The 22,522-nt window shown below is 51.2% G+C and carries 19 protein-coding genes; 5 read left to right on the plus strand and 14 right to left on the minus strand.

Features of this window, described 5'->3' with window-relative positions:
• Positions 1-15: 15 nt before the first annotated feature.
• The 6 genes from ACFODX_RS01010 to ACFODX_RS01035 form a co-directional block, all read right to left on the minus strand.
• On the minus strand, positions 16-723 hold the full coding sequence (locus ACFODX_RS01010) for a NapC/NirT family cytochrome c (RefSeq protein WP_378115156.1): 708 nt from the start codon (positions 721-723) through the stop codon (positions 16-18).
• 3 nt (positions 724-726) lie between these two features.
• Positions 727-1,254, minus strand: a complete 528-nt coding sequence (locus tag ACFODX_RS01015) for a nitrate reductase cytochrome c-type subunit (protein WP_378115159.1) — start codon at positions 1,252-1,254, stop codon at positions 727-729.
• Positions 1,255-1,264: 10 nt separating this feature from the next.
• The gene (gene napA / locus ACFODX_RS01020; RefSeq protein ID WP_378115161.1) at positions 1,265-3,769 is read right to left on the minus strand and encodes a nitrate reductase catalytic subunit NapA; all 2,505 of its coding nucleotides are present in this window, start codon (positions 3,767-3,769) and stop codon (positions 1,265-1,267) included.
• Positions 3,766-4,104 (minus strand): chaperone NapD, encoded by a 339-nt coding sequence (locus ACFODX_RS01025; protein WP_378115163.1) that lies wholly within the window; start codon positions 4,102-4,104, stop codon positions 3,766-3,768. The genes napA and ACFODX_RS01025 overlap by 4 nt, the downstream gene beginning before the upstream one ends.
• Positions 4,105-4,114: 10 nt before the next feature.
• Positions 4,115-4,327, minus strand: coding sequence for a periplasmic nitrate reductase, NapE protein (locus ACFODX_RS01030; protein ID WP_378115166.1), 213 nt, complete (start codon positions 4,325-4,327; stop codon positions 4,115-4,117).
• A gap of 170 nt (positions 4,328-4,497) precedes the next feature.
• On the minus strand, positions 4,498-5,295 hold the full coding sequence (locus tag ACFODX_RS01035; protein WP_378115168.1) for a tRNA threonylcarbamoyladenosine dehydratase: 798 nt from the start codon (positions 5,293-5,295) through the stop codon (positions 4,498-4,500).
• Between the two features lie 258 nt (positions 5,296-5,553).
• Here ACFODX_RS01035 and ACFODX_RS01040 point away from each other — a divergent pair, with 258 nt between their 5' ends.
• The gene (locus ACFODX_RS01040) at positions 5,554-6,174 is read left to right on the plus strand and encodes a response regulator transcription factor (RefSeq protein ID WP_378115170.1); all 621 of its coding nucleotides are present in this window, start codon (positions 5,554-5,556) and stop codon (positions 6,172-6,174) included.
• 210 nt (positions 6,175-6,384) lie between these two features.
• Here the strand turns inward: ACFODX_RS01040 and ACFODX_RS01045 are convergent, their stop codons facing one another.
• Together ACFODX_RS01045 and ACFODX_RS01050 are read right to left on the minus strand one after the other, a co-directional pair.
• Complete coding sequence (locus tag ACFODX_RS01045; RefSeq protein ID WP_378115172.1) at positions 6,385-7,335, minus strand: nucleotidyl transferase AbiEii/AbiGii toxin family protein; 951 nt, start codon at positions 7,333-7,335, stop codon at positions 6,385-6,387.
• Positions 7,325-7,918, minus strand: a complete 594-nt coding sequence (locus ACFODX_RS01050; protein ID WP_378115174.1) for a DUF6088 family protein — start codon at positions 7,916-7,918, stop codon at positions 7,325-7,327. Before ACFODX_RS01050 ends, ACFODX_RS01045 begins: the two co-directional genes overlap by 11 nt.
• 291 nt (positions 7,919-8,209) lie before the next feature.
• On the opposite strand from ACFODX_RS01050, the gene ACFODX_RS01055 reads away from it, so the two are divergent.
• Genes ACFODX_RS01055 through ACFODX_RS01065 form a run of 3 tightly spaced genes read left to right on the plus strand, consistent with a single transcriptional unit; the run spans position 8,210 to position 13,478 of the window.
• Positions 8,210-9,127, plus strand: coding sequence for a CheR family methyltransferase (locus tag ACFODX_RS01055; RefSeq protein WP_378115176.1), 918 nt, complete (start codon positions 8,210-8,212; stop codon positions 9,125-9,127).
• A 24-nt stretch (positions 9,128-9,151) separates the two neighbouring features.
• Positions 9,152-10,435, plus strand: coding sequence for an EAL domain-containing response regulator (locus tag ACFODX_RS01060; protein ID WP_378115178.1), 1,284 nt, complete (start codon positions 9,152-9,154; stop codon positions 10,433-10,435).
• Complete coding sequence (locus ACFODX_RS01065; RefSeq protein ID WP_378115180.1) at positions 10,407-13,478, plus strand: ATP-binding protein; 3,072 nt, start codon at positions 10,407-10,409, stop codon at positions 13,476-13,478. Before ACFODX_RS01060 ends, ACFODX_RS01065 begins: the two co-directional genes overlap by 29 nt.
• Positions 13,479-13,511: 33 nt before the next feature.
• On the opposite strand, the gene ACFODX_RS01070 is transcribed toward ACFODX_RS01065, so the two are convergent.
• Complete coding sequence (locus ACFODX_RS01070) at positions 13,512-14,369, minus strand: YciI family protein (RefSeq protein ID WP_378115183.1); 858 nt, start codon at positions 14,367-14,369, stop codon at positions 13,512-13,514.
• Positions 14,370-14,542: 173 nt separating this feature from the next.
• Between ACFODX_RS01070 and ACFODX_RS01075 the strand changes: the two genes are divergently transcribed.
• Entirely contained in the window at positions 14,543-15,382 is an 840-nt protein-coding gene (locus ACFODX_RS01075; protein WP_378115185.1) for a sulfurtransferase, read from the plus strand.
• A gap of 38 nt (positions 15,383-15,420) precedes the next feature.
• Here the strand turns inward: ACFODX_RS01075 and ACFODX_RS01080 are convergent, their stop codons facing one another.
• The 5 genes from ACFODX_RS01080 to rhuM all read right to left on the minus strand — a co-directional run bounded on the left by ACFODX_RS01080 (position 15,421) and on the right by rhuM (position 22,408).
• On the minus strand, positions 15,421-16,032 hold the full coding sequence (locus tag ACFODX_RS01080) for a YigZ family protein (protein ID WP_378115186.1): 612 nt from the start codon (positions 16,030-16,032) through the stop codon (positions 15,421-15,423).
• A 13-nt stretch (positions 16,033-16,045) separates the two neighbouring features.
• Complete coding sequence (locus ACFODX_RS01085) at positions 16,046-16,549, minus strand: porin family protein (protein ID WP_378115188.1); 504 nt, start codon at positions 16,547-16,549, stop codon at positions 16,046-16,048.
• 162 nt (positions 16,550-16,711) lie between these two features.
• Positions 16,712-19,876 carry a type I restriction endonuclease subunit R gene (locus ACFODX_RS01090; protein ID WP_378115190.1) on the minus strand — a complete coding sequence of 1,055 codons (3,165 nt, stop codon included), beginning with the start codon at positions 19,874-19,876 and terminating at the stop codon, positions 16,712-16,714.
• Entirely contained in the window at positions 19,873-21,411 is a 1,539-nt protein-coding gene (locus tag ACFODX_RS01095; RefSeq protein ID WP_378115192.1) for an RNA-binding domain-containing protein, read from the minus strand. Before ACFODX_RS01095 ends, ACFODX_RS01090 begins: the two co-directional genes overlap by 4 nt.
• Positions 21,398-22,408 (minus strand): RhuM family protein, encoded by a 1,011-nt coding sequence (gene rhuM, locus ACFODX_RS01100; RefSeq protein ID WP_378115193.1) that lies wholly within the window; start codon positions 22,406-22,408, stop codon positions 21,398-21,400. Before rhuM ends, ACFODX_RS01095 begins: the two co-directional genes overlap by 14 nt.
• Positions 22,409-22,522 lie beyond the last annotated feature (114 nt).

Below are 22,522 nucleotides of genomic sequence, written 5' to 3' on the forward strand. Positions count from 1 at the left end.
CCTACATTCCAGTCATTAATTGGTTTTTGCAATTTCCTCTGCGATAAATTCCTGCCAGGGCTCCTGGAATTCAATGCTGGTCACCATGGGTACACCCGCCATATCCGGTAAATGGTGGGCTATACCTTTATGACAATCGATACAGGTTTTTTCACCGCTGGCGAGCAGGGTGGAATGCATGGCCTGGGCGCGCGGCGATTGCTGGGTAAAATCCATAGACTCCAGCGCGTGGCAGTTGCGACACTCCAGCGAGTCATTCGCTTTTAGCCGCGCCCACTCGCGCTCCGCCAATTCGCGCCGTTTGGCGAGGAATTTTTCGCGGGTATTAATAGTGCCAAAAACCTTGCCCCAGACCTCTTTGGAGGCCTGCATTTTGCGCGCGATTTTATCCGTCCAGGCGTGGGGCACATGGCAGTCCGAACACATGGCGCGCACACCCGAGCGATTGGTGTAGTGAATAGTGCTGGCTAATTCCTGATAGGGATTATTTTTCATTTCATGGCAGCCAATACAAAATTGTTCGGTATTGGTAAATTCCAGCGCGGTATTAAAACCACCCCAAAAAATAATGCCGGCAATAAAACCACCCATGCTCAGGGTGCCCATGCTGATATACATGGCCGGGCGGCGAAATTGGCCCCAGTATTCTTTGATAAACGCCCAGGCGCGTTTAAAGCCGCCGGGTTTAGCCTGTGTATTGTTTTTTTTGCTGTCGTTATTCATTAGTTATTCCGCCGCAGGTTGTTGGAGCATGCTGTCTATGCTTTGGAAATTATTTGCGCGTGTGGGTTTTACATCGTGCTGCGGCAAATGGCATTGCAAACAGAAATAGCGGCGCGGTGAAACCGCAGCAAGCGCTTGCCCATCGCGGTCGTAATAGTGGGTGATGCTCACCATAGTTGCGCCGGTTTGTGGGCTGGCGCTGCGGCTGTGGCAGCTCAGGCACATATTAAAATTTTTGTCGATTTGATAACCGCGAATATTGTGCGGAATCATCGGCGGTTGCTCGGGGTAATTGCGGTTGGCCGGCGCAGCACTAATGCGTTGACGGGGAATTTTAGGCGCGGGCAATTCCTGGCTCAGGGTGCCGCCGGGGCGAATGCCATCGGGCGCGGGCGCATCCAAATTGGCCTTGGCGCCTTCCAGCGGGATTGCTTTTACGTCCTGTTCTTTTACATCTTGCGCCTGTAATTGCAGGCTGGTGATGAATGTGGCACTCACCAGCGCCGCCGCCAAGAGAATTGTTTTTTTCATCATCTGCTCCTTAGGCCAGGCTCACCAGTTCGATTTTTACCGCGCATTTTTTGTAATCCGTTTGCAGCGAAATTGGATCAGTCGCATCGAGCGTGACGTTGTTGACCAATTTGGTTGCATCAAAAAACGGAATAAAAACCAGCCCGCGCGGCGGTTTAACGCGGCCACGGGTTTCCACGCGCACGCGCACCGCGCCGCGCCGGCTAATCACCCGCACTTCGCTGCCTTGCCGCACACCAATCGCTTCGGCGTCCTCGTGGTTCATATACACCAGTGCATCGGGCACCGCCGCGTGTAACTCCTCCACGCGGTTGGTCATAGTGCCGGTGTGCCAGTGCTCCAATACGCGGCCGGTGCTGAGCCAGAAGGGGTAATCCTTATCGGGCGATTCAGCGGGCGGCTCATAGGGCAGGGCGAAAATAATCGCGCGGTTATCGGGCTTGCCATAAAACTGCACACCGGTGCCTTGTTTCACATAGGGGTCGTAACCCTCGCGGTAGCGCCAGCGGGTTTCTTTGCCCTCCACCACCGGCCAGCGCAAACCGCGCGCCTCGTGGTAGCTGTCAAAATCCGCCAGGTCATGGCCGTGGCCGCGCCCGAAACGCGCGTATTCTTCAAACAGGCCTTTTTGCACGTAAAAGCCCAGTGCATCGGCGTCGCTATTTAAATAAGCGGAATCGCGTTCGCTATTGGGGAATTGATTAACCTGACCATTGGCAAATAACACGTCGTAGAGTGATTTGTTTTTGTAGTCAGGGGCTTTGGCCAATAATTCCTGTGGCCAGGCATCGTCAGTGTTGATGTGTTTGGAGAATTCGATCAGTTGCCACAAATCCGATTTGGCCTCACCCGGTGCCGTCACCAACTGGTGCCAGAATTGCGTGCGGCGCTCGGCGTTGCCATAGGCGCCTTCTTTTTCCACCCACATGGCGCTGGGTAAAATTAAATCGGCGGCTTGGGCCGATACGGTTGGGTAGACATCAGATACCACCACAAAGGCATTGGGGTTGCGCCAGCCGGGCAAAATTTCCTGCGCAATATTTGGCCCTGCCTGCATATTGTTGGAGACTTGCGTCCAATAAAAACGAATCACCCCGTCTTTTAATTTGCGGCTTTGATGCACGGCCGAGAAGCCCACTTTGTCGGGAATGGTGCCCTCCGGCAACTTCCAGATTTTTTCGGTAATCGCGCGGTGTTTTGGGTCGGTAACCAATAAATCCGCGGGCAGGCGATGAGCAAAAGTTCCCACCTCCCGCGCTGAACCGCAGGCCGAAGGCTGACCGGTCAATGAAAAGGGGCTATTGCCCGGCTCGGCGATTTTGCCAGTGAGCAGGTGCAGGTTGTACACCATGTTGTTGGCCCATACGCCGCGTGTATGTTGGTTAAAACCCATGGTCCAGAGCGACATGACTTTGGTTTTTGGGTCGGCGTAAATTTCCGCCAAGCGCAGCAGGTGATCCTTGCCCACACCGGTTTCTTTGGCGGTGTATTCCAGGGTGTAGGGTTTTACGTACTCGGCAAAATCGTCAAAGGTGATATCGCTCCAGGTATTGGCTTTATCGGCGCCTTTGGCGCTTTTTTGGCGTTCATCTTCCGGGCGTAAACCATAGCCAATATCGTCTTGCCCCTTGGCAAAACGGGTGTGATTTTTCACAAATTCCTGATTCACCTTGCCGCTTTGAATAATGTGGTTGGCGATGTAATTCAGAATAATCAAATCGGTTTGCGGTTTAAAAATCAGCGGCACATCGGCCAACTCAAAACTGCGGGTTTCATAGGGCGATAACACCGCGACTTGCACATGGGGGAAGGACATGCGCCGGTCGGTGATGCGGCTCCACAAAATCGGGTGCATCTCCGCCATGTTGGAACCCCAAAGCACAAAAGCGTCAGCGGCTTCAAAATCGTCATAGCAGCCCATGGGTTCATCCATACCAAAGGTGCGCATAAAACCGGCCACGGCGGATGCCATACAGTGGCGCGCATTTGGGTCAAGGTTGTTGGTGCGCAAACCGCCTTTCATCAATTTACTCGCCGCGTAAGCCTCCCACACTGTCCACTGGCCGGAGCCAAACATGGCCACACTTTCCGGGCCGTGATCGCGCAGTGCGGTTTTGGCTTTGTCGGCCATAATTTCAAACGCCTGCTTCCAGCTAATCGGCGTGAATTCCCCGTTTTTATCGTACTTGCCGTTAGTCATGCGCAGCATTGGCTGTTGCAAACGGTCACTGCCGTACATGATTTTGGAGAGGAAATAACCCTTCGCACAATTCAAACCGCGGTTCACTTCCGCTTTGACATCGCCGTGGGTGGCGACCACGCGGTTGTCCTTGGTGGCCACCATCACCCCGCAGCCAGTGCCGCAAAAACGGCAGGGCGCTTTGTTCCATTTGAGGCTGGTGAGTTCGCGGTTGGTAATTAAATTACTGGCGCTGGCGGGCACCGGCAAACCAATGGCAGCGGCGGCAACGGCAGCAGCGTTGGCTTTGGCAAACAGGCGGCGGGTAATGTTCATAGAGGCTGTTCCTCGGCGGCTAATTCTTCCAATGCGATTTGTTCGTGGTACACCAGCGCGGCGTTTAATACACCGGCTTGGGCGCGCAGCTCATCAAGGCGCTGCACAATTTGTTGTTCGTTATTGCTCTCGGTCACCAGTACCAATTTTCCCAGCGCGTGTTCGGCATGAATTTCAAAATGCACGCAGGCTTGCAACCAGTGTTTTAATTCGTTCATTTGTTCGGGGCGCACATGGGCAATAAAACTGGCGATATGCAGATGCGTTGGCGGCGGGTTTAGTGTTTCTGTCGCAATCAGCGCAGCGGGTGAGGAATGGGGCATAGACATCGACATAGTGACTCCCTTAGCCCGCACCCGGCGGCCCTGCTATTAATTGATAAAACCAAATGGAAAAACCCATCGCACTTACCAGTGCAACAGTCAGTATGGGAAAAAGGAAAACGATGATGAAAATAAACAGGCGCCACTCGCGTTTTTTTTGTCGTTCTTGTTGATTGCGCTGGGCCGCTTCAGCGCGTACTTCCGCGCCGTCTTCGGCAATAGGCTGGTCCTGCATGGGCTATCTCCGGGGTTTAATACTCACGTCGGTTTTAGCCTAGTTGGATTAAAAAAGATTGCAAAACAAAGCGGGCGGGTTTTTGATCGATGTCAAAAAGAAGCGGATTTTAAAAATTAAATGAAATAAAAAATTATTTTTATCTGGTTTTTTATCTGGCTTTGATTGGGTTAAAGCACTTTTGTTAAATAGCGTTCAATCGCGCGATTTGCCGCCACCAAACCAAAGCTGGCAGTCACCATCATGCTGGAGCCAAAACCGCCAGCGCAATCCAGCTTCACACCATCGGCCAAGGCTTGTTTATCCATGCACACGGAACCATCAGGCTTGAGGTAAACCATCTGCTCGGTGGAATAGACCGCATCCACACGAAAGCGGCGATTAGTGTCGCGTGCAAAATTGTGGTGGCGATACAACTGGCTGCGCACCTTGGCCAGCATAGGGTCGCTAATACTGCGCCCCAAATCATCCACCGTAACCGCCTGCGGGCTGCGTTTGCCGCCCGAGGAGCCAATGGTGATCAAACGCACTTTAATCGCCAAACAATAAGCCACCAACCGCGCTTTTAAATGGGCCGCATCGATTGCATCAATCACCACATGGTGCTGTTTACCAATCAGCGTTTTCATGTTTTGGTCGTCCAAAAAATCCTCCACCGAATGAATAATTAATTCGGGGTTGATATCGCGCAAGCGCTCGCTAATCACCTGATTTTTGGACTGCCCGATGGTGGATTGCAGCGCGTGGGATTGACGGTTGGTATTGGTGATACACACCTCATCCATTTCGATAAGCGTTAACTCGCCCACCCCTGAACGCACCAGCGCCTCCGCCACCCAAGTACCCACACCGCCGAGGCCAATCACCGCAAAATGCGCATTGGTCAAAGCAGGCAGGGCAGCCTGGCCATAAAGCCGGCCCAAACCACTAAAGCGCTGCAAATAAGCTGGGGTGAGAGGTCTGTTCATAGATGGCTCGGTGATAAATAAAAGGTGGCTAGCTAATAAAAGATGACTTGGTAATAAACAGCTAACGGTGGCTGGCCAGGTTAAACGGTCATTGGCGAGCGCCCAAGGCATGGCGTCAAGAGGCGGCTTTTTAACGGAGATGACCAGTGAATACAAGCATCGCCCGTGAAATCCGCCACCCTCTGCTACACTCAATGGCAGCTAATCTGGCACCAGAAGCCCCATAACATAGCCAGCCGTTTATCCCTAAGGAGTGACATGAATTCTGCTGCGTTTGCTACCGCCTACCTGATCGACGATGACGGCATCACCCTGGAGCTGATGAGTGGCATTATCGAACCGATTGGAGTTGCCCCCATCACCTTCAGCAGTGCCGAGGCATTTTTGCAAGCCTACAGCCCGCGCCCCTGCGAGTGTGTGATTTCCGATATGCGCATGCCTGGCGTGAGCGGCCTGCAGTTACACAAAGCCTTGCAGGCGCGCTATCCGGTGCCACCACCGCTAATTATTGTCACCGGCTACGCCGAAGTCAGCGCCGCCGTGGAAGCGATGAAACAAGGCGCTTTCGATTTTGTAGAAAAACCCATTCAGGGCCATCAATTCCTGGAAAAACTGCAAGCCGCACTCGCCCTCAGCCGCGACCTGCATCAACAGCGCCTGCAACTCGCCGCCCGCGAAGCGCGCATCGCACTCTTAACCCCCAAAGAACAAGAAGTCCTACACGAAGTCCTCGCCGGCCTATCCAGCAAAGACATAGCCGCCCACCTAAACCTGAGCGTCCGCACAGTAGAAAACCACCGCGCGCGCATTATGGAAAAGTTGAGGGTAAATTCTGCGCTGGAGTTGATGCGGGATTTTATTAACATTACCCCGCGTTAGAATTTCAAAACAAAGAGCAAGCCTTTCACCCTCGTGTGTTAACTCCTGCCTTTGGTTTGAGTGATAAGGGGCAATATGTTGTGCGATGAGTGAATCGTAATTCAAAAAGTAGTTGTAAATGCTAAAAGCTGATTCAATTTTTATAGAAATATGAAGCTAATTTATTCTTGAAAATGATTCATCGCCAGCGCGAAAGAAATGTTTAAGATTCTACAGGTCATCTAAAACTGAACGAATTCGTTCTAGCAGGGCATCAAAATTTGGCTGCTCCCGATAATACAAAGCAGACGTAGCCAAATAGTTTTCCTGATATAACTTCCTCGTAGCAACATCGGACAAAATGAAAGCCTCATTCTCTGCTATAGGTATTTGATAATCTTTTTCGGGGAAGCGGGCACGCTTATGGGCATGGTATGCATCTGTACCAATAAAAGATTTAACGCTTTCATCTTCAAGCAAACAATATACGTCATAGTAATGCCGCATAAAGTTTCTCGGCATGCTGCCACGCTCTTGCTGGTTTCTATATTTGGTCGCTATCGTTTGGAGTTTTTCTACAAAGGTGTAACCCGGCTCATAGCAGGGAATCGCTGTGGCCAGATTATCGATGACGGATAAGTTATGTTGTTTGGCAAAATCCAGAGCCCACGAACTGATATCGATACGCCTGTTCGGGGTTACGGTATCAAACCCCACCTCCAGCAAAACACCATCTTTCACACCCGCAGAAATTGGATTTGCGCTGGAGTATTTCAAGCGAATACCTGCGCTTCGAAATTTTTCATCGTCAAAGGCGTGATCTCTTACCACTTCATCAATGCCGTCAATAACAATGTCTTGGGCTAGCTGATCATAAAAAGCTTTTCGGCTCTCGCAGTGTTGAGCTTTGTTTTGATTCTTCCCGGTAGCCACTGTACTTCCAGTATGTGGTTCGATACGAATATCAATATCTTCGGAGAAACGATGAATAATCTGGAAGCCTTTTGACAGACTCGTACCGCCTTTTAGTTCAAATGAATATCCCTGCTGAGTCAGGCCATAAAGGCAATGCATAATCCAGTAGTCTTTTTCTACCAGGTCAGGCGAAATACCTTTTTCTTCAGCAACGGTGCGAATGAGATCGTTGAAATCTTCATGGCGATGTAAATAATCAAGCGGCATGTATCACTGTCTTGTTATCAATTGATGCAAATAGTTTTTTGGCTCTAACGCCACCATAAAGCTGGGCATCATTTTTTAAAGAAGATGAATCCATGTTGGCGGCTACCTGGCTAACACGTTCCAACACAGCATCCTGTTCTTCTGCCAATTTTTTTACATTGTTTACCAAATCAACTAATAGGAATTCTTTTGACAGCTCTTTGGGGAAGTAAGGCTTCATTTGAAAATTAAAGGTGCGGTTGCCAAGCTTGAACTTGCCGTGACGTTTTCGGTTGTAGACAAGCTGTTCGTTGTAGAGCTGGGTTGTACCCACCCCTAATGCGTTGTAGGTATTCGAGGAAAACAACAAGAAGTCGTCCGTTTTTAAGAAAGCTTCGACCAGTTTGTAATCCTCTGGCGCTGCCTTGCCAAACGACGTTTTCTTGGGGCAGGCATAAACCCCTTGGGAGACCTTGTATAAGGTTCCGTCTTTTACCAGTAACTTCAAATGGCGATCAACAGCATTACTCCATTGCAATAGATCGCTTCTGCGGTAAACCTGGCCAGGTTTCAAATGCTGTTTTAACTCATCTAGCGCGTTCATGTTCCGCCCCGATACTGACTTATCTGTTCATAAAATACACAGTTAGCGTTGATGTGCCAACTTTTTTATTAAAAATTCATGCATATTGATACTGAGGGATTAATAAGAATGAAAATGACTTGGGGGAGCGGAAGCCTGCTTAAGCAGCTATTACCCCCTCCGTTAGGTGTTTCCCCCCATCCCCCCTGAGTATTTTTACTCTCACGGCTTTTTTGCCAAACCATCACACTGTGAACAACTGCTAGTGATAGCAATAAGTTCCCTCAAACAACTTTGGATGGTTTTGCAAACATGAATTTCCACAGCGACATTAGCCCCGCCGCCTTGAGTAAGATCCGCGACCTGGTTTATCGCTTGACCGGTATTGTGATTAGTGCGGAGAAAACCGCGCTGGTGACCGGTCGTTTGTGGCGCCGTTTGGCGATTTGTGGCTGCAGCAATTACGACGCTTATGTGGCTTATGTGTCTCGCCCCGAGGGGGTGGATGAGCGCGACATCATGTTGGATTTGCTAACCACCAACGAGACTTATTTTTTCCGTGAGCCGGCGCATTTTGATTTTCTGCGCGACGAGATTATCCCCCGCCAAGGCACGGCGCCGCTGCGTGTGTGGTGTGCGGCGGCCTCGACCGGTGAGGAGCCTTACAGTATTGCGATGGTATTGGCGGATTGTTTAGGCGCCACCAATTGGAGTGTTTTGGCGACAGATATATCGCGTAAAGTGCTGGATCATGCCCGTACCGGTGTGTATCGTGCGGAGCGCATCAACCATATGCCGGCGGATTATTTAAAACGTTTTTGTCGCCGGGGCATTGGCGATTTTGAGGGTATGTTGGCGGTGGTGCCGTCGCTGCGTGCGCAACTGCAATTTGAATTACATAACTTGTTGCACCCGCGCCCCGAGCAGGAAAAGTTTGATGTGGTTTTTCTGCGCAATGTGCTGATTTATTTTGATACCCCCACCAAACAGCAGGTGCTGAACCATGTGTTGCAAGCGCTGCGCCCCGGTGGTTGGCTGATTCTTGGGCACTGCGAGAGCCTGCAAGGTTTGCAGGTGCCGGTGGATACCCTGCGCCCGTCTATTTATCGCAAGCCGCTGGCCCAGGGCAACCGGTTTGGTCAGGGCGATTTAGCGCGCAGCCTTCTGGTGAATGAATCAGTCGGCAGCCGTGCAATGGCAAGCCAGGCGTTTAACCGTATAGCGAGTTAGGGTTTTACTCACGAGAGAATTTTTATGATTTCTTTGCATTCTTCCATCAATCTCAGCGCCGTTGCTGACCTGCACGCAGATTTGCTGCAGCGCGGGGTGCTGGTGGTGGATGACAGCAGCATGCATCGCTACAGCGCCCAGCTCTGCTTGGGCGCTTTTGGTATTCCCCGCGTGAGCGAGGCGGCCAACGGTAAAATCGCGGTGGATCAGTTGTCCAGTCAGGCGCAACAGCCAGCGGTAATGATGCTGGATTTGGAAATGCCGGTCATGGATGGCATTGAAGTCTTGCAACATATTGCTGAACTGCCGCAAAAGCCGGCGGTGATTCTCGCCAGTAGTTCCGACGAGGTGCTGATTAGCGCCGTGGCAACTATGGCGGAGGCGCTGGGGATTCGCCTGTTGGGGGCCTTTCGCAAACCCATCAACCCGGCTGACCTGGCCAATGCCTTGAGTAACTACCGGGCCGTGACAACTGCCCCGGAGGCCGACAAACAAAACCTGCTGAAACCTGACCTGGCACAGTTGGAGCAAGCCCTTCAGCGCGCCAGTATCCAGGTGTTTTACCAGCCCAAGCTGGACTTGAGCAGCATGAAAGTGGCGGGCGTAGAGGCGCTGGCGCGCTGGAAAAATGCCCAGGGCGATTGGATTCCTCCGAGTTTATTTATCCCCCTCGCGGAAGAGCACGGCCTGATCGGCGAGCTGACCCTTTCGCTGCTCGACCAGATACTGCAGGACATGAATGGCTGGTGGGAGCAGGGCCATTACATTCCAGTGGCGATTAACCTGTCGGCCAAATCCCTCGCGGAATTTAATTTGGCGAACGAGATTATCCAGCGCGTGATTCGCCAGGGTATTCCGGCGCACTTTATTACCTTTGAAATTACCGAGAGTGCACTGGTGGTGGATTTGCCCTCGGCGCTGGCCACCATCAGCCGCCTGCGTTTGAAAGGTTTTGGTATTTCCATCGATGACTACGGCACGGGTTTTTCGTCCATGCAGCAGTTGTCGCGCTTCCCGTTTTCCGAGTTGAAAATTGATCGCTCTTTTGTGCACGGCGCGCCCGATCATCAATACCTGCGCAATATCCTCAAATCGGCCATAGATACCGGCATTCGGTTGGGCATAAAAACCGTGGCCGAAGGTGTAGAGACAGAAGCCGAGCTACACTTGCTGCAGAGCCTGGGTTGCAATCAGGCACAAGGGTTCCTGCTGGCGCGACCAATCCCCGGGCGCGAGTTGCTGGGCTGGATTGAACACGCGGCGCAAGATCACATTTCCTATGCCAAACCTGTTTCGCTGGATCGCTGAAACCTTCTCGCCACTGACGCGACGTTTTCCTTTTCTCTTGTTGGCCAATCCAACACTTTTATCAGCAGTGCTAGCCATAGCCCTGCTGATTTTTTCTACCCTCTTTGCACTGCGCCACATCCACCAAACCCAGGAGCGGATTGTGCGCGAGCAGCTGCAGTCCTCGCTGAATTCCTTCACCGAATTGCTGGGCATGTGGCAAACGCAAAATACCGGTGCGGTGAGGCTGCTTGCTGAAACCGATCAGGCGCGCGAGTTGTTTGCCAAGGTGTTGGCCGAGGAGGGCAATAACCCCGAAACCCACCAAGCCCTGCGCCAGTGGCTTTACCCCATAATGCAGGTCATGGGGTTTGATGGTTTTGCGATAGTTAACTCCCAGCGCATTCTGGTGGCTGGCACCACTCCCGCCTATCTTCATAAACCGGCGCGTGCACCAGAAACCCTGGAGGTGCTGGATAAGGCGTTGCTGGGCAAAGTTGCCATATCCCGGCCGATTGTGGTTGCCCAGGATCTGCATGGCCCCAATGGTATCCAGCCGGCGGGTACGCTGATGCAGCACATCTGTACCCTGATTGAACCCACGGCCATGGAACACGGCTTTTTTTGTGTACGTATTAATGCCCAATCGCGCTTTTTCCCCTTTTTTGCCAAGGCCCGTATCGGCCGCTCGGGGGAGATTTACGCGGTAGATAGGCATGGCCGCTTTGTCACGCCGCCGCGGTTTTTGGCCGACGGTAGCCCCTCGGGGTGGAGTGAACGCAGCAGCTATAAACCCGCACCGCCACCGGCCCAGCTTTCCAAAATGATTGATTCCCTGATCCATCGCCAGGGTGGTTTTAATGAGCTGGGTTACGCGGATTATCGCGGGGTAATGGTTGCCGGCGCTGGCCGTTGGCTGGATGACATGGAGCTGGGCATAGTGGTGGAGCGGGATATGGCAGAGGCCATGGCCACTTATTTTGCCTCGCGCCGCATTATTGTGGCGCTCAGCGTGGGCGCCAATCTGCTGATTGTGCTGCTTACCGGCGCCGCCATTATCAACCGGCGCCGCCTGTTAGTGCGCGAAGGCCGTTTCCGCTCGCTGCTGGACAACCTGCCGCCGCCCATCCATATGACTTCCCTCAACCACAAGATCATTGTGGTCAATCCCTCCTTTTGCCAGTTAGTCGGCTTGGGCAAGGGGGATTTGCTCGGGCGCGATATAGACCAACTGCCCATCCCCACTTGGCTGCGCCCCTTGGTGGATGCCGAGCGCGAGCTGGATGAGGACTCCTACCGCAAGGACTTTATCAGTGAGGTGATCGATGAAGAGGGCAAGCCGCGCTACTACCGCATAGTGCGCTTCCCGGTGGTTTACCAGCGCGGTCAATCGCCCCAGGCCATTGCCTGTATTTGGGTAGATTCCACCGAGCGGGTGGTTGCCAACCAGCAGCTGGCGCAGATCAACCAGAACCTGGAGCAACTGGTCAGTGAGCGCACCCGCGAATTGATGGTCGCTAAGGATGAAGCGCTGGCCGCCTCCCAATCCAAGGCGGAATTCCTCGCCAATATGAGCCATGAAATCCGCACCCCGCTCAATGCCATTATCGGCCTTGCCCATGTTGCACTCGCCAGTGGGCCGGATATACGCCAGCGTATCTATTTGGAAAAAATGCGCGGTTCGGGTGAGCATTTGCTGCAAATCATTAACGATATTCTGAATTTTTCACGCATGGAGGCGGGCAAACTCACACTCGATCACAGCCCCTTTGCGGTAGAGCAGCTAGTGGATAAAACCCTGGATCTGGTGTTTGAAAAAGCCGCTTCCAAAGGCTTGGCCCTGCGCGCCGACATAGACCCCACCATCCCCAAAAACCTGCTGGGCGACGAGCTGCGCCTGGGCCAAATACTGATTAACTTCTGCGCCAATGCCGTGAAGTTTACCGACCAGGGCAGCGTGACCCTGCGTGTGACCAAAGTGCGCGATTGGCCGGAGCGGGTGGAGCTGTTGTTTGATGTGGAGGACACCGGCATAGGTATAGCGCCGGAGCAGTTGCCGCGCTTATTCCAACCTTTTGAGCAGGTGGACAGCTCCAGTGCGCGCCGGTTTGAAGGTACGGGGTTGGGGTTATCCATTTGCAAAAACCTGGCAGAACTCATGCAGGGGCAAATCGATGTGAAAAGTACGCCGGGGCAGGGCAGCTGTTTCCGCCTGCGCCTCACTCTGGATAAACCCGCGCATCCGGCGCTGGCCGCGGAAGCGTCGCATCCAACAACAGCGCAACATCTGCCGCTGCACTGCCAGGTGCTGGTGGTGGAGGACAACCCGCTCAACCAGGAAATTATTCAATCGCTGCTGACGGGCATGGGCGCGCAGGTCAGCTGTGTCGGCTCGGGGCCAGAGGCCATAGCGGCAGTGGAACACCAGCAATTTGCGCTGATTTTGATGGATATCCAATTGCCGGGTATGGATGGTATCGAGGCCGCTGCGCGCATCCGGCAGCTGGCCAGCGGCACCCATATTCCCATTATCGCCGTTACCGCCAACGCCCTGCCGGGGGATCGCGAAGCTTATCTGGCCGCGGGTATGGACGATTACCTCTCCAAACCGATTGACCCGGCACAACTGCAAAACCTGCTGCACCGCTGGGGGCAGGCGCAACATCAAGTGGTGCCTTTGGTGGCGGCCGCAGGGCCGTTTGAAATCCTGCAGCGCGGTGGTATGGATACTGAGCGGGCGCTGCACAACCTGATGCACAACGAGGCGCTTTATCGCCGTTTGCTGGAGCGTTTTGCACGCGAGCGCGCCGGCTTGGTGGCGGACTTGTCAGCGCTTATCGCGCAGGACCCGGCGGATGCGCTCAATCAGGTGCACTCGCTGAAATCCCTCGCGGGCAGTTTGGGTATGAATCAACTGGAACAGCTCGCGCAGCAACTGGAGCAGCAACTGCGCGAACCGGCAGCAGCGGTTCAGGCCGATCTGGATGTGCTCTGCCAGAACCTCACGGCTGAACTGCAGGCGATGGTTGAACTGGTGCAACTGGGGTTGCCCGGGTCTCATTGACTTGACGGTGACTTGACAGCGACTTGGTGCTGTTTAATTTACCGTCTCGGCGCCCGGCAGCATCACCATCCAGCCCACCCCAAACTTATCGGTGACTTGCCCATAAAGTGGTGACCAGAAGGTTTGCATTAACGGCATATCCACCTTGCCGCCTTCGCTGGCCAGTGCCGCAAAAATACGTCGCGCTTCCGCTTCGCTGCGCACATTCAGCGTCAGGCGAAAGCCGCTGAATTTTTCCGCATCGTTACAGCCGTCAGAGGCCATGATGCGCACATTGCCCAAACTCAATTCGGCGTGCATCACCTTATTCTCAAAACCCGGTTGCAGCACGCCTTCCGGCATAGCATCCGGGCTTTCATTAAAACGCATTAGAAAATTAACCTGAGCGCTCAGGTGTTGCTGATAAAAGGCGAGGGCTTCATCGCAGCGGCCGGAGAAAAATAAATAATTATTCACCTCTACGTTTTTCATGGCCAGTGTCTGGCGCATGGCATCTTCTTTGGCACGCACGCTGCCGTCCGGGTCGGCTTCAGCAAAATCATCCATTTCATAAAAGGTGCGAATTTCAATGTCGGAATCTTCCTCTTCCATAGGGTTGGGGCATTTTTTGACCCACTCAATCGCCTCCTCCATGGAGTTCACATTCCACACCCAGTAACCCGCCACCAATTCGCTGGTTTCGGTAAAAGGCCCGGTTGTTACCACGCGCTGGTCGCCGCTAAAACGCACACGCACACCCTGGCTGCTGGGTTTTAAACCATCGCCAGATTCCATAATGCCGGCCTTCATCAGCGCCTCGTTAAAATTTGTCATTGCTGTCATTAATGCCTCGCTCGGCATTTTTCCCGCTTCCGAACCGGGGGAGGCTTTCACCATAACCATGACTTTCATACTGCTACTCCTTCTGTTTACAGATTTATCTAACCTGGGGATTTATTTAAGTTTGTGACTCAGCAGAATTGCTACCTACTAGTCGATGGCGGTTTGTGTAAATCGACAAACGCCGAAAAATTTTTTATCGCGTATCATCACGCAGCGCTGAGAACCTATGCCAAGGAGCCTTTATGTTGATCGAAGCCACACAATTACAGGAATTATTAAACAAGCCAGCTACCGATACACAGCAGCCCATTGTGCTGTGCAGCTTGTTGCGGCCAGTGGGCGCCAGCGCTGAATCGGTCAATGAGGTGGACTTTATTCCCGCTGCGCAACAATTCGATATAGACCAATTTTCCCAAACGGATGCGCCTTTTCCGCACACGCTATTAAGTGCCAGCGATTTTGAACGCAAGGCGCGGCAATTGGGCATCAACACGCATTCAAGCATAGTGGTGAGCGACAACATTGGTATTTATTCGGCGCCGCGAGTGTGGTTTAACTTTTGGTTGATGGGTGCAAACAAGGTGCAGATTCTCAATGGCGGTATTCCTGCATGGCGCGCCGCGGGTTACCGCTGTGCACAGGATTTTGCCCCGGTGTCGGCCACTGGCAATTTTTGCGCGCAGGAAAATTCCCAACTGCTTGCCGATAAAGATTATGTGCTCGCCGCAATTAATAAGCCCGGCATGCGCATTATTGATGTGCGCGGTGCAGCGCGTTTTTATGGTCAAGTGCCAGAGCCGCGCGCCGGTGTACGCAGCGGCCATATTCCCGGCTCCGCCAATATCCCCTACGCCAATTTTATTCGCGATGGTCGCTTCAAACCGGTTGCGGAATTACAGGAATTATTTCGTGCGGCGGGTTGTACTCAAGATCAGGAACTTATTTTTTCTTGCGGTTCGGGCGTTACTGCCTGTATTGGTTTTGTAGCTGCGCATTTGTGCGGCTATCAAAAACTGCGCGTGTACGATGGCTCATGGGCCGAGTGGGGCGCGCTGGATTATTTACCGGTTGCGCTTGATTAGTGGTGTTTATCCGGGCGAATCGTCACACGGCGGCGAGGTTACTCCGCAATAATCACACTGGCCTCGCCCGAGGTTTCATTAATCACCTGCTGGCTAAAAAGCCCAACATTCGCCTCCGGCAAACTAATGTCCAGCGTCACCTTGTTTGCATAATCCACCTGAAGGATTTTGCCCTCAAACTGATTGGCAAGGTGGCGAATTTTAGTTTCCCTGGCAAAATCCACCGCGACCTTCAGTGTCACACTGGGGGTGATTAGTGTTAATTCCGCAATACCTACCGCGCCCGATACCGCTGCCGAATAGGCGCGCACCAAACCACCAGCGCCCAACTTTATGCCACCAAAATAACGCACTACCACCGCCAGCGAATTGCCCACTTCGCGCTCGGTGAGCACATGCAACATCGGTTTACCCGCCGTGCCCGAAGGTTCGCCGTCATCACTAAAGGCCTGGGTTTGCGGCTGGCGTGTATTGCCAATGACATAAGCCCAACACACATGCGCCGCATCCGGGTATTGCTTGCGATAAAAATCCACCTGCGCCATCGCCTCCTCGCGTGTGGTGACGGGATGCAAAAACGTTAAAAACTCACTGTTTTTTTCTTCCGTGGTGAACTCAACCGCCGCGCAGAGAATGGTGTAGGTGGACATGGTGTTTTAAAAATTAAAACTGATAGCCAATAGTGATTTGGCTGTAACCAATACTGTCATCAAACACTTCGGCAGCGAGTGACTCGATTTTGAAATAAACACCGCTTTGATGCGCAAACGGCGTGAATGTAACACCTACACCAAGCGCCAGTGATTCATCCGTTTCACTTTCATTCCAGTAGCTGTCTTTCATCTTCACACTAACCGCACCTGCCTTGCCGTAAAAACGCACCCAGGAGGTATTGAATGTGTGACCAATATTTGCACCAAAATATTTAAATTCAGCGTCAACACTTGAATCATCATCAAATTCGGTATCGGCAAATTTCGCTTCAATACCAACAATTTTGTTGAAATAAAAGCCGGCTTCAAAACCAGTGCCCGAAGTATCGCAGTCGCTGCAGTCGTCATTAACTGTCGCCACCTTGCTAAAACCAAGATAAGCACCTCGGTCATCCTGTGCCATAGCAAGTGAAGGTACGGCCAATAAGCAAAGTGCAATTGCTGTTTTTTTCATATCAATCAATCCTGATTTGTTTTATATCCCCACCATTGGGGACGCGGGATTTTACGCGCAAAGTAAATGACTGGCAAAGTTCACCTGTCATTTACTTGGCTAGGGTGTGAGGCGTGAGGTGTGAATAGTAGGGTCCTTGGATTATTGATTCAGTGTTTATAATTAATACACCCAGCTTCCACTCAACACTTCGGCTTGTTGTAAACACAACTCAATCGCTTCGTCCGATTTGTCCGGCGGATATTTCCACTTGCGCAGTGCGCGGCGGATCAAATTGCGTAGTTTTGCACGCACACTGTCGCGCACTTGCCAATCCACCGTGGTGGATTCACGCAACTGTTGGGTTACGTATTTGGCGAGTTCGCGCAAATTGTTATCGCCTAATTCACGCACGGCAGATTCGTTTTGAATCAGTGCGTGGTAAAACGCAATTTCATCGGCGCTCAAGCCAGATTGCTCCGCCAGCTCTGCATCCTTGGCCATGTCTTTGGCCATTTGAATCATCTCTTCGATGACTTGGGCGGTTTCAATGGCGCGGTTGTGATATTTGCGCAGGGTTTCCAAAATGCGGTCGGAATATTTCTTTTCTGACACTACATCGGTTTTTAAACGCGCTTTAATTTCGTCGCGCAGCAAGCGTTCAAGCAAATCCACGGCGAGGTTTTTTTCTTTGATATGGGCGAGGTCATCCAGAAAGTCGGGCGAGAGCAAACCTATATTGGGTTTATCCAAACCCACCAGTGAGAAAATATCATCCACACCTTCGGCGACTATGGCGTTGTCGATAATTTGCTTAAGTGCGGAATTTTTTTCTTCATCGGTGCGGCGCTTGTCGATGGTTGTAAACTTTGTGAGTGCCGCTTTTACTGCATCAAAAAATGCGATTTCGGTGCTGTATGTTTTAGCTTCGTCAAGCGTGGCGCACAGTGTATAGGCAGCGCGCAATGCGGCCATAATATCCAGAAAGCGTTTTTTGCCATCCAACTCGCCATTGGCTGGGTTGGGAAGGCCCAATATATGGTTCATGACTTTGGGTAATAGCAGCAGCGCCTTGGTGGTGAATTCGCTGTAATCGCAGCCGTGCATTAGCGCGTGCAGCTTATCCATGTGCTCTAAAAACAGTGCGAAGGCTTCGCGGGTATCAATGGTGGGTTTACCCTTGCCTTGGGAGTTGGTGTAGGTTTTTAGCGCTTCTTTTAATTCGTTGGCAATGCCGATGTAATCCACCACCAAGCCGCCGGGTTTGTCTTTGAATACGCGGTTTACCCGTGCAATAGCCTGCATCAGGTTATGGCCTTTCATGGGTTTGTCGATGTACATGGTGTGGCAATTGGGGGCATCAAACCCTGTTAACCACATATCGCGCACAATCACCAATTGCAGTGGGTCGTTCACATCCTTAAAACGTTTTTCAAATAATTTTTTGGTCTCTTTGTTGTAGATATGCGGCTGCAATTTGGATTTATCCGATGCCGAACCCGTCATGACAATTTTAATCGCGCCTTTGCTGGTATCTGCTTCATGCCATTCGGGTTTGAGTTGGATAATTGCATCGTACATATCCACGCAAATTTCGCGGCTCATGCACACAATCATGGCTTTGCCGGGCATGGTGCTGGTGCGTTTTTCAAAGTGCGCGACTAAATCCCGCGCGACCTGTTCAATGCGTGGCTCGCTGCCGACTAATTTTTCCAGCGCCGCCCATTGGGATTTGGTTTTTTCGCGCTCGCTAATGTCTTCTTCGTCTTCGATAACCTCGTCTATATCCTCATTAAGCGCTTCAATTTCGTTTTGTTTAATGTCCAGTTTTGCCAAACGGCTTTCATAAAAAATAGGAACCGTTGCGCCGTCGTCTTTCGCATCTTGAATATCGTAGATGGAGACATAATCGCCGAATACCGCGCGGGTATCTTTATCGGTAGTGTCGATAGGTGTGCCGGTAAAACCAATAAAGGATGCTTCGGGCAGCGCATCGCGCATGTGTTTTGAATAGCCGAAGGTGTATTGGCCGGTTTTGGTATTGAGCTTGGCTTTGTCGCCATATTGGCTGCGGTGGGCTTCATCGCTCACCACCACAATGTTGTGGCGCGTGCTTAATATCGGGTGGCTGGTTTCATCATTTAACAGGGCAAATTTTTGCACCGTCGTAAAAATAATACCGCCCGCTTGGCGCGCCGCCAAAATCTCGCGCAGGTCATCGCGGTCGCTGGCTTGAATGGGGGTTTGTTTAAGTATGTCGGCGGCCATTTTAAAGGTGTTGTATAACTGGCCGTCCAAATCATTGCGGTCGGTAACAATCACCAGCGTGGGGTTATTCATTTCCGGTTGTGCCAGTAACTTGCCCGCGTAACACACCATAGAAATGGATTTGCCCGAACCTTGAGTGTGCCAAACCACACCGGCTTTACCGGAACCCGCTACCACTTTGCTGCCGTAGTTTGCACGAGGTTCATTGATTGCGTTTGCTTGCGGGCGCGATGCCGCAATCACTGTCGCACGCACCGCTTCGCGCACAGCGTGAAATTGGTGGTAGCCGGCGATTTTTTTAATCAGTTTATCGCCATCGGTTTCAAACAAAATAAAGTGGTGAATGTAATCCAGTAGTAATTCCGGTTCAAAAAATCCCTTCACCAAGGTTTCTAAACGGAATTCAAACAAGGGTTTGTCGTTTTCGTTTTTTACCACCTTCCAAGGTAAAAACCGTTCTTTATCGGAAGTGAGTGAACCCACGCGCGCATCCAAACCATCGCTCACTACCAGCGCCTGGTTGAACATAAATAAATCAGGGATTTCGTCTTTGTAGGTTTGCAACTGCTGGAAGGCTTGCCAAATGTCGGCGTTATAGTCGGCCGGGTTTTTTAATTCAATCACCGCTAAGGGCAGGCCGTTAATAAACACAATAATGTCCGGGCGGCGGTGGCTTTTGCTACCCAGAATAGAAAATTGGTTAACCACCAGAAATTGGTTGTTGTGTGTGTTGCCAAAATCAATCAGCTGAACGTAATCAGTTTTGTCTTCACCGTTTACCTTAAAATCAACCTTCACGCCTTCCTGTAAATACTGGTGAAACTGTTTGTTGTTTTTAATCAGCACCGGCGTTTCTGGTTTGGCGATTTGCAGTATGACTTGCTCAAGTGTTGCCACTGGAATATGTGGGTTTATTTTTTGCAGTTGCGTGAGCAAACGGCCCGTTAATATCAGCTGACGAAAATCGCTGCGCTCGGGCGTGTTTGCGTCTGGCGCTATATCGTAACCGCACACATAGTCATAGCCGATCTCTTTAAACCAGCTCAGACAAAGTTGTTCCAGTTGATCTTCGGTGATCATTCAATAATCTCCCAGTGGCCGCCCTTGGCGGGGCCGATTCGTTTAATTAGCCCCTTTTCTTGAAGCGCTTTGAGGTTGTATTTGATTCCATCCGCCGTAATATCGGCGATCTTCTCTGCCAACAATTGCCTGCTGGCATGAGGATCTATTCGCAAATAATCTAAAATTGCTTGCTGTTTCGCTGTTAACTTTTGGGTAGTTATTGGGGTAGTTATTGGGGTAGTTATTGGGGTAGTTATTGGGGTAGTTATTGGGGTAGTTTTCTCCAGCGTTCCCCAAGTTAACTCGGCAATGGTTTGGTCATAAGGTTTAAGCGAGTCATGAATGGTCAGGCTATGCCCCTGATCCGTCCAACCCTGTTGGATTTTAGGCAAGCCGGAACCTGCGCGTTCGCCTAAGCCAATCAGTAAAAACATTTCATGTAGCAAACGGTTGCGGCAATCGCTCTCACCGCCCTCCAATGCAATTTCAGCGGGTACGCGCATCACGCCGGGGTTGCGGAAGCTGAACCCCTTGGGTGATTTAGTGACTTTTACCGAGGCGCGATCCGAATAATCAGCATGTACCAAGCAATTGATAAAGGCCTCACGCAGCGCCTGATGTAACAGCGTATCGTCTTGCCGAATATGGTCTTTAATCGCAAAAGGTACTTTTAAATCCGCTTCCAGTTTGCGAATAACACGGCGGTAAAAATCCAGTAAGTTGCCAGACCAGGTACCGTCGGGCACTACTCGGTCGAGCCAGCGAGTTTCGCGCGTATCTTCCGGTAATTCCTGATAATCCAAAAAATAATTGGGCAGGGCATCCATAATCGGGCGATATTGCCCAAACATTAATAAACCGGCGAGCGTTAAACCCTCTTCACCGGTTTCGCGGTCTTTGCGCCAACCGCCTATGCGGGTTAAAAATTCCTGTTCGTTTAAGGCAATCCAAGGGTGATTGGTTTTATGGGCAGATAATAAATTGCGGTAGCTTTGCAAACTCTCTCTATCCAAATCATCCAAGCCAAACCCTTTCAGGATTTTTTCATCGCGGCCTTCTTCCATTTGTTCTGCTAACAAACGGCGTACAACCTCTTCGCTTTGCAATACATCGGCGCTGCCAAAACGGCGGTAAGTGCCCTTTAGCGGATTGCTGTTGAGATAAATCGGCCGATACTTGCGCGGGCTACGCGGAACATGAATTTGGATTAGGTCTTTGTTATCAAGACGAATTATTTTTACCCAGTGGTCGCGCAATAAGTTATGCGATATTTTTTGTGGGTTATTTAATCCGTTCCACAGTTCATCCAATACTTTTTGCGTGTTGGCAACACCATACAATTCAAACGAACCATTCTTATGTTCCTTTAACCCCAACAAAATATCGCCGCCTTCCGTATTGGCGAAGGCGCTGTAGGTTTCCCAAATATCATTGGGTAACGCACCTTTGCCATCGCGACCATTCGCCAGTTTGCACTCCAGCTCTTGGCTTTCGCGTAGGGATTTAATGTCGTCGAGTGAATTGATGGTTAGCATTTGGCTAGGCTTCTCCATCCGGTGTTTCTTTTAACAAAATAAAATGCTCAACCAAGCGAATCATTAATTCTTTTTGTTCGGGTTTGCTTTCGGCAACCAATAACGCTAAAGCAACCAAGGTGTTGTCGTTAATTAGCTGCTCGACAGGCTTTGCCAAAAAGCCTTGGTTTAGGCGTAAATACCACAAAAATAAAAACGAACCACTGCGTTTATTGCCATCGGCCAACGGGTGGTTCTTAATCACAAAATAAAGCAAATGCGCCGCACGACTAGCCACATTGGGGTAAAACAGTTCATCACCAAAGCCTTGCTCAATGGTGGCGATGGCAGAGGCTAAGCCATTGCCACGCAATTGACCGAATAGTGCAGTGGCTTCGCCTTTGGCGATAAGCTCTTGTTTCAATTCGCCAATGGCTTGTAACGCCATGTCTAAATCCAATGCTGCCATACCCCGTTGTGCGGCGGTGTTATTGCCTAGGGATTGCTCGTCGTAACCTTGCAGGAGGCTCCAACTGCGGGCGTAGTCGTGAATAACGCCTAGTACAGCAGCGCCTTCAGGGTTTACTAAAGATTGATTGGCGAGTGTTTGGGATAACAGGCTAACGACCTGTTCAAACTCTATACCGCGCTCCTGTAAGCGTTTTTGGTTAAGGGTGTAGCCTTGCACCAAGTGTTGTTTGAGCGTTTTAGTCGCCCATTGGCGGAACTGGGTAGCGCGTTTAGAACTTACTCTGTAACCAACCGAGATTATGGCATCCAAATTGTAGTGCTTGAGCTGCCGCTGAACCTTCCGCTTTCCTTCCTCCCGAACTACCGAGAATTCCTCGGTAGTTGCGTTTTCTTCAAGTTCTTCCTGTTGGAAGATGTTCTTTAAGTGCAGGCCAATATTGTCTGTAGAGGTGTCAAAGAGCATGGCCATCTGCGCCTGCGTCAGCCATACCGTGTCTTTATCCAGCGCTACCCGCAGCTGGGCCTGGCCATCTTGGGTGGTAAAAATTTCGATTTGTTGGGTCATGGGGTTTTCTTCCTTGAGTTAAAACGGTTTACAACATTGCCTTTCAACCCGTATACCAACAGCACCTGCTTGCTAAAGCGTTTAACCTCCAGCGGCGCGATACGGTTTGTATGT

This window comes from Cellvibrio fontiphilus (assembly GCF_042646205.1).
Taxonomy (GTDB): Bacteria; Pseudomonadota; Gammaproteobacteria; order Pseudomonadales; family Cellvibrionaceae; genus Cellvibrio; species Cellvibrio fontiphilus_A.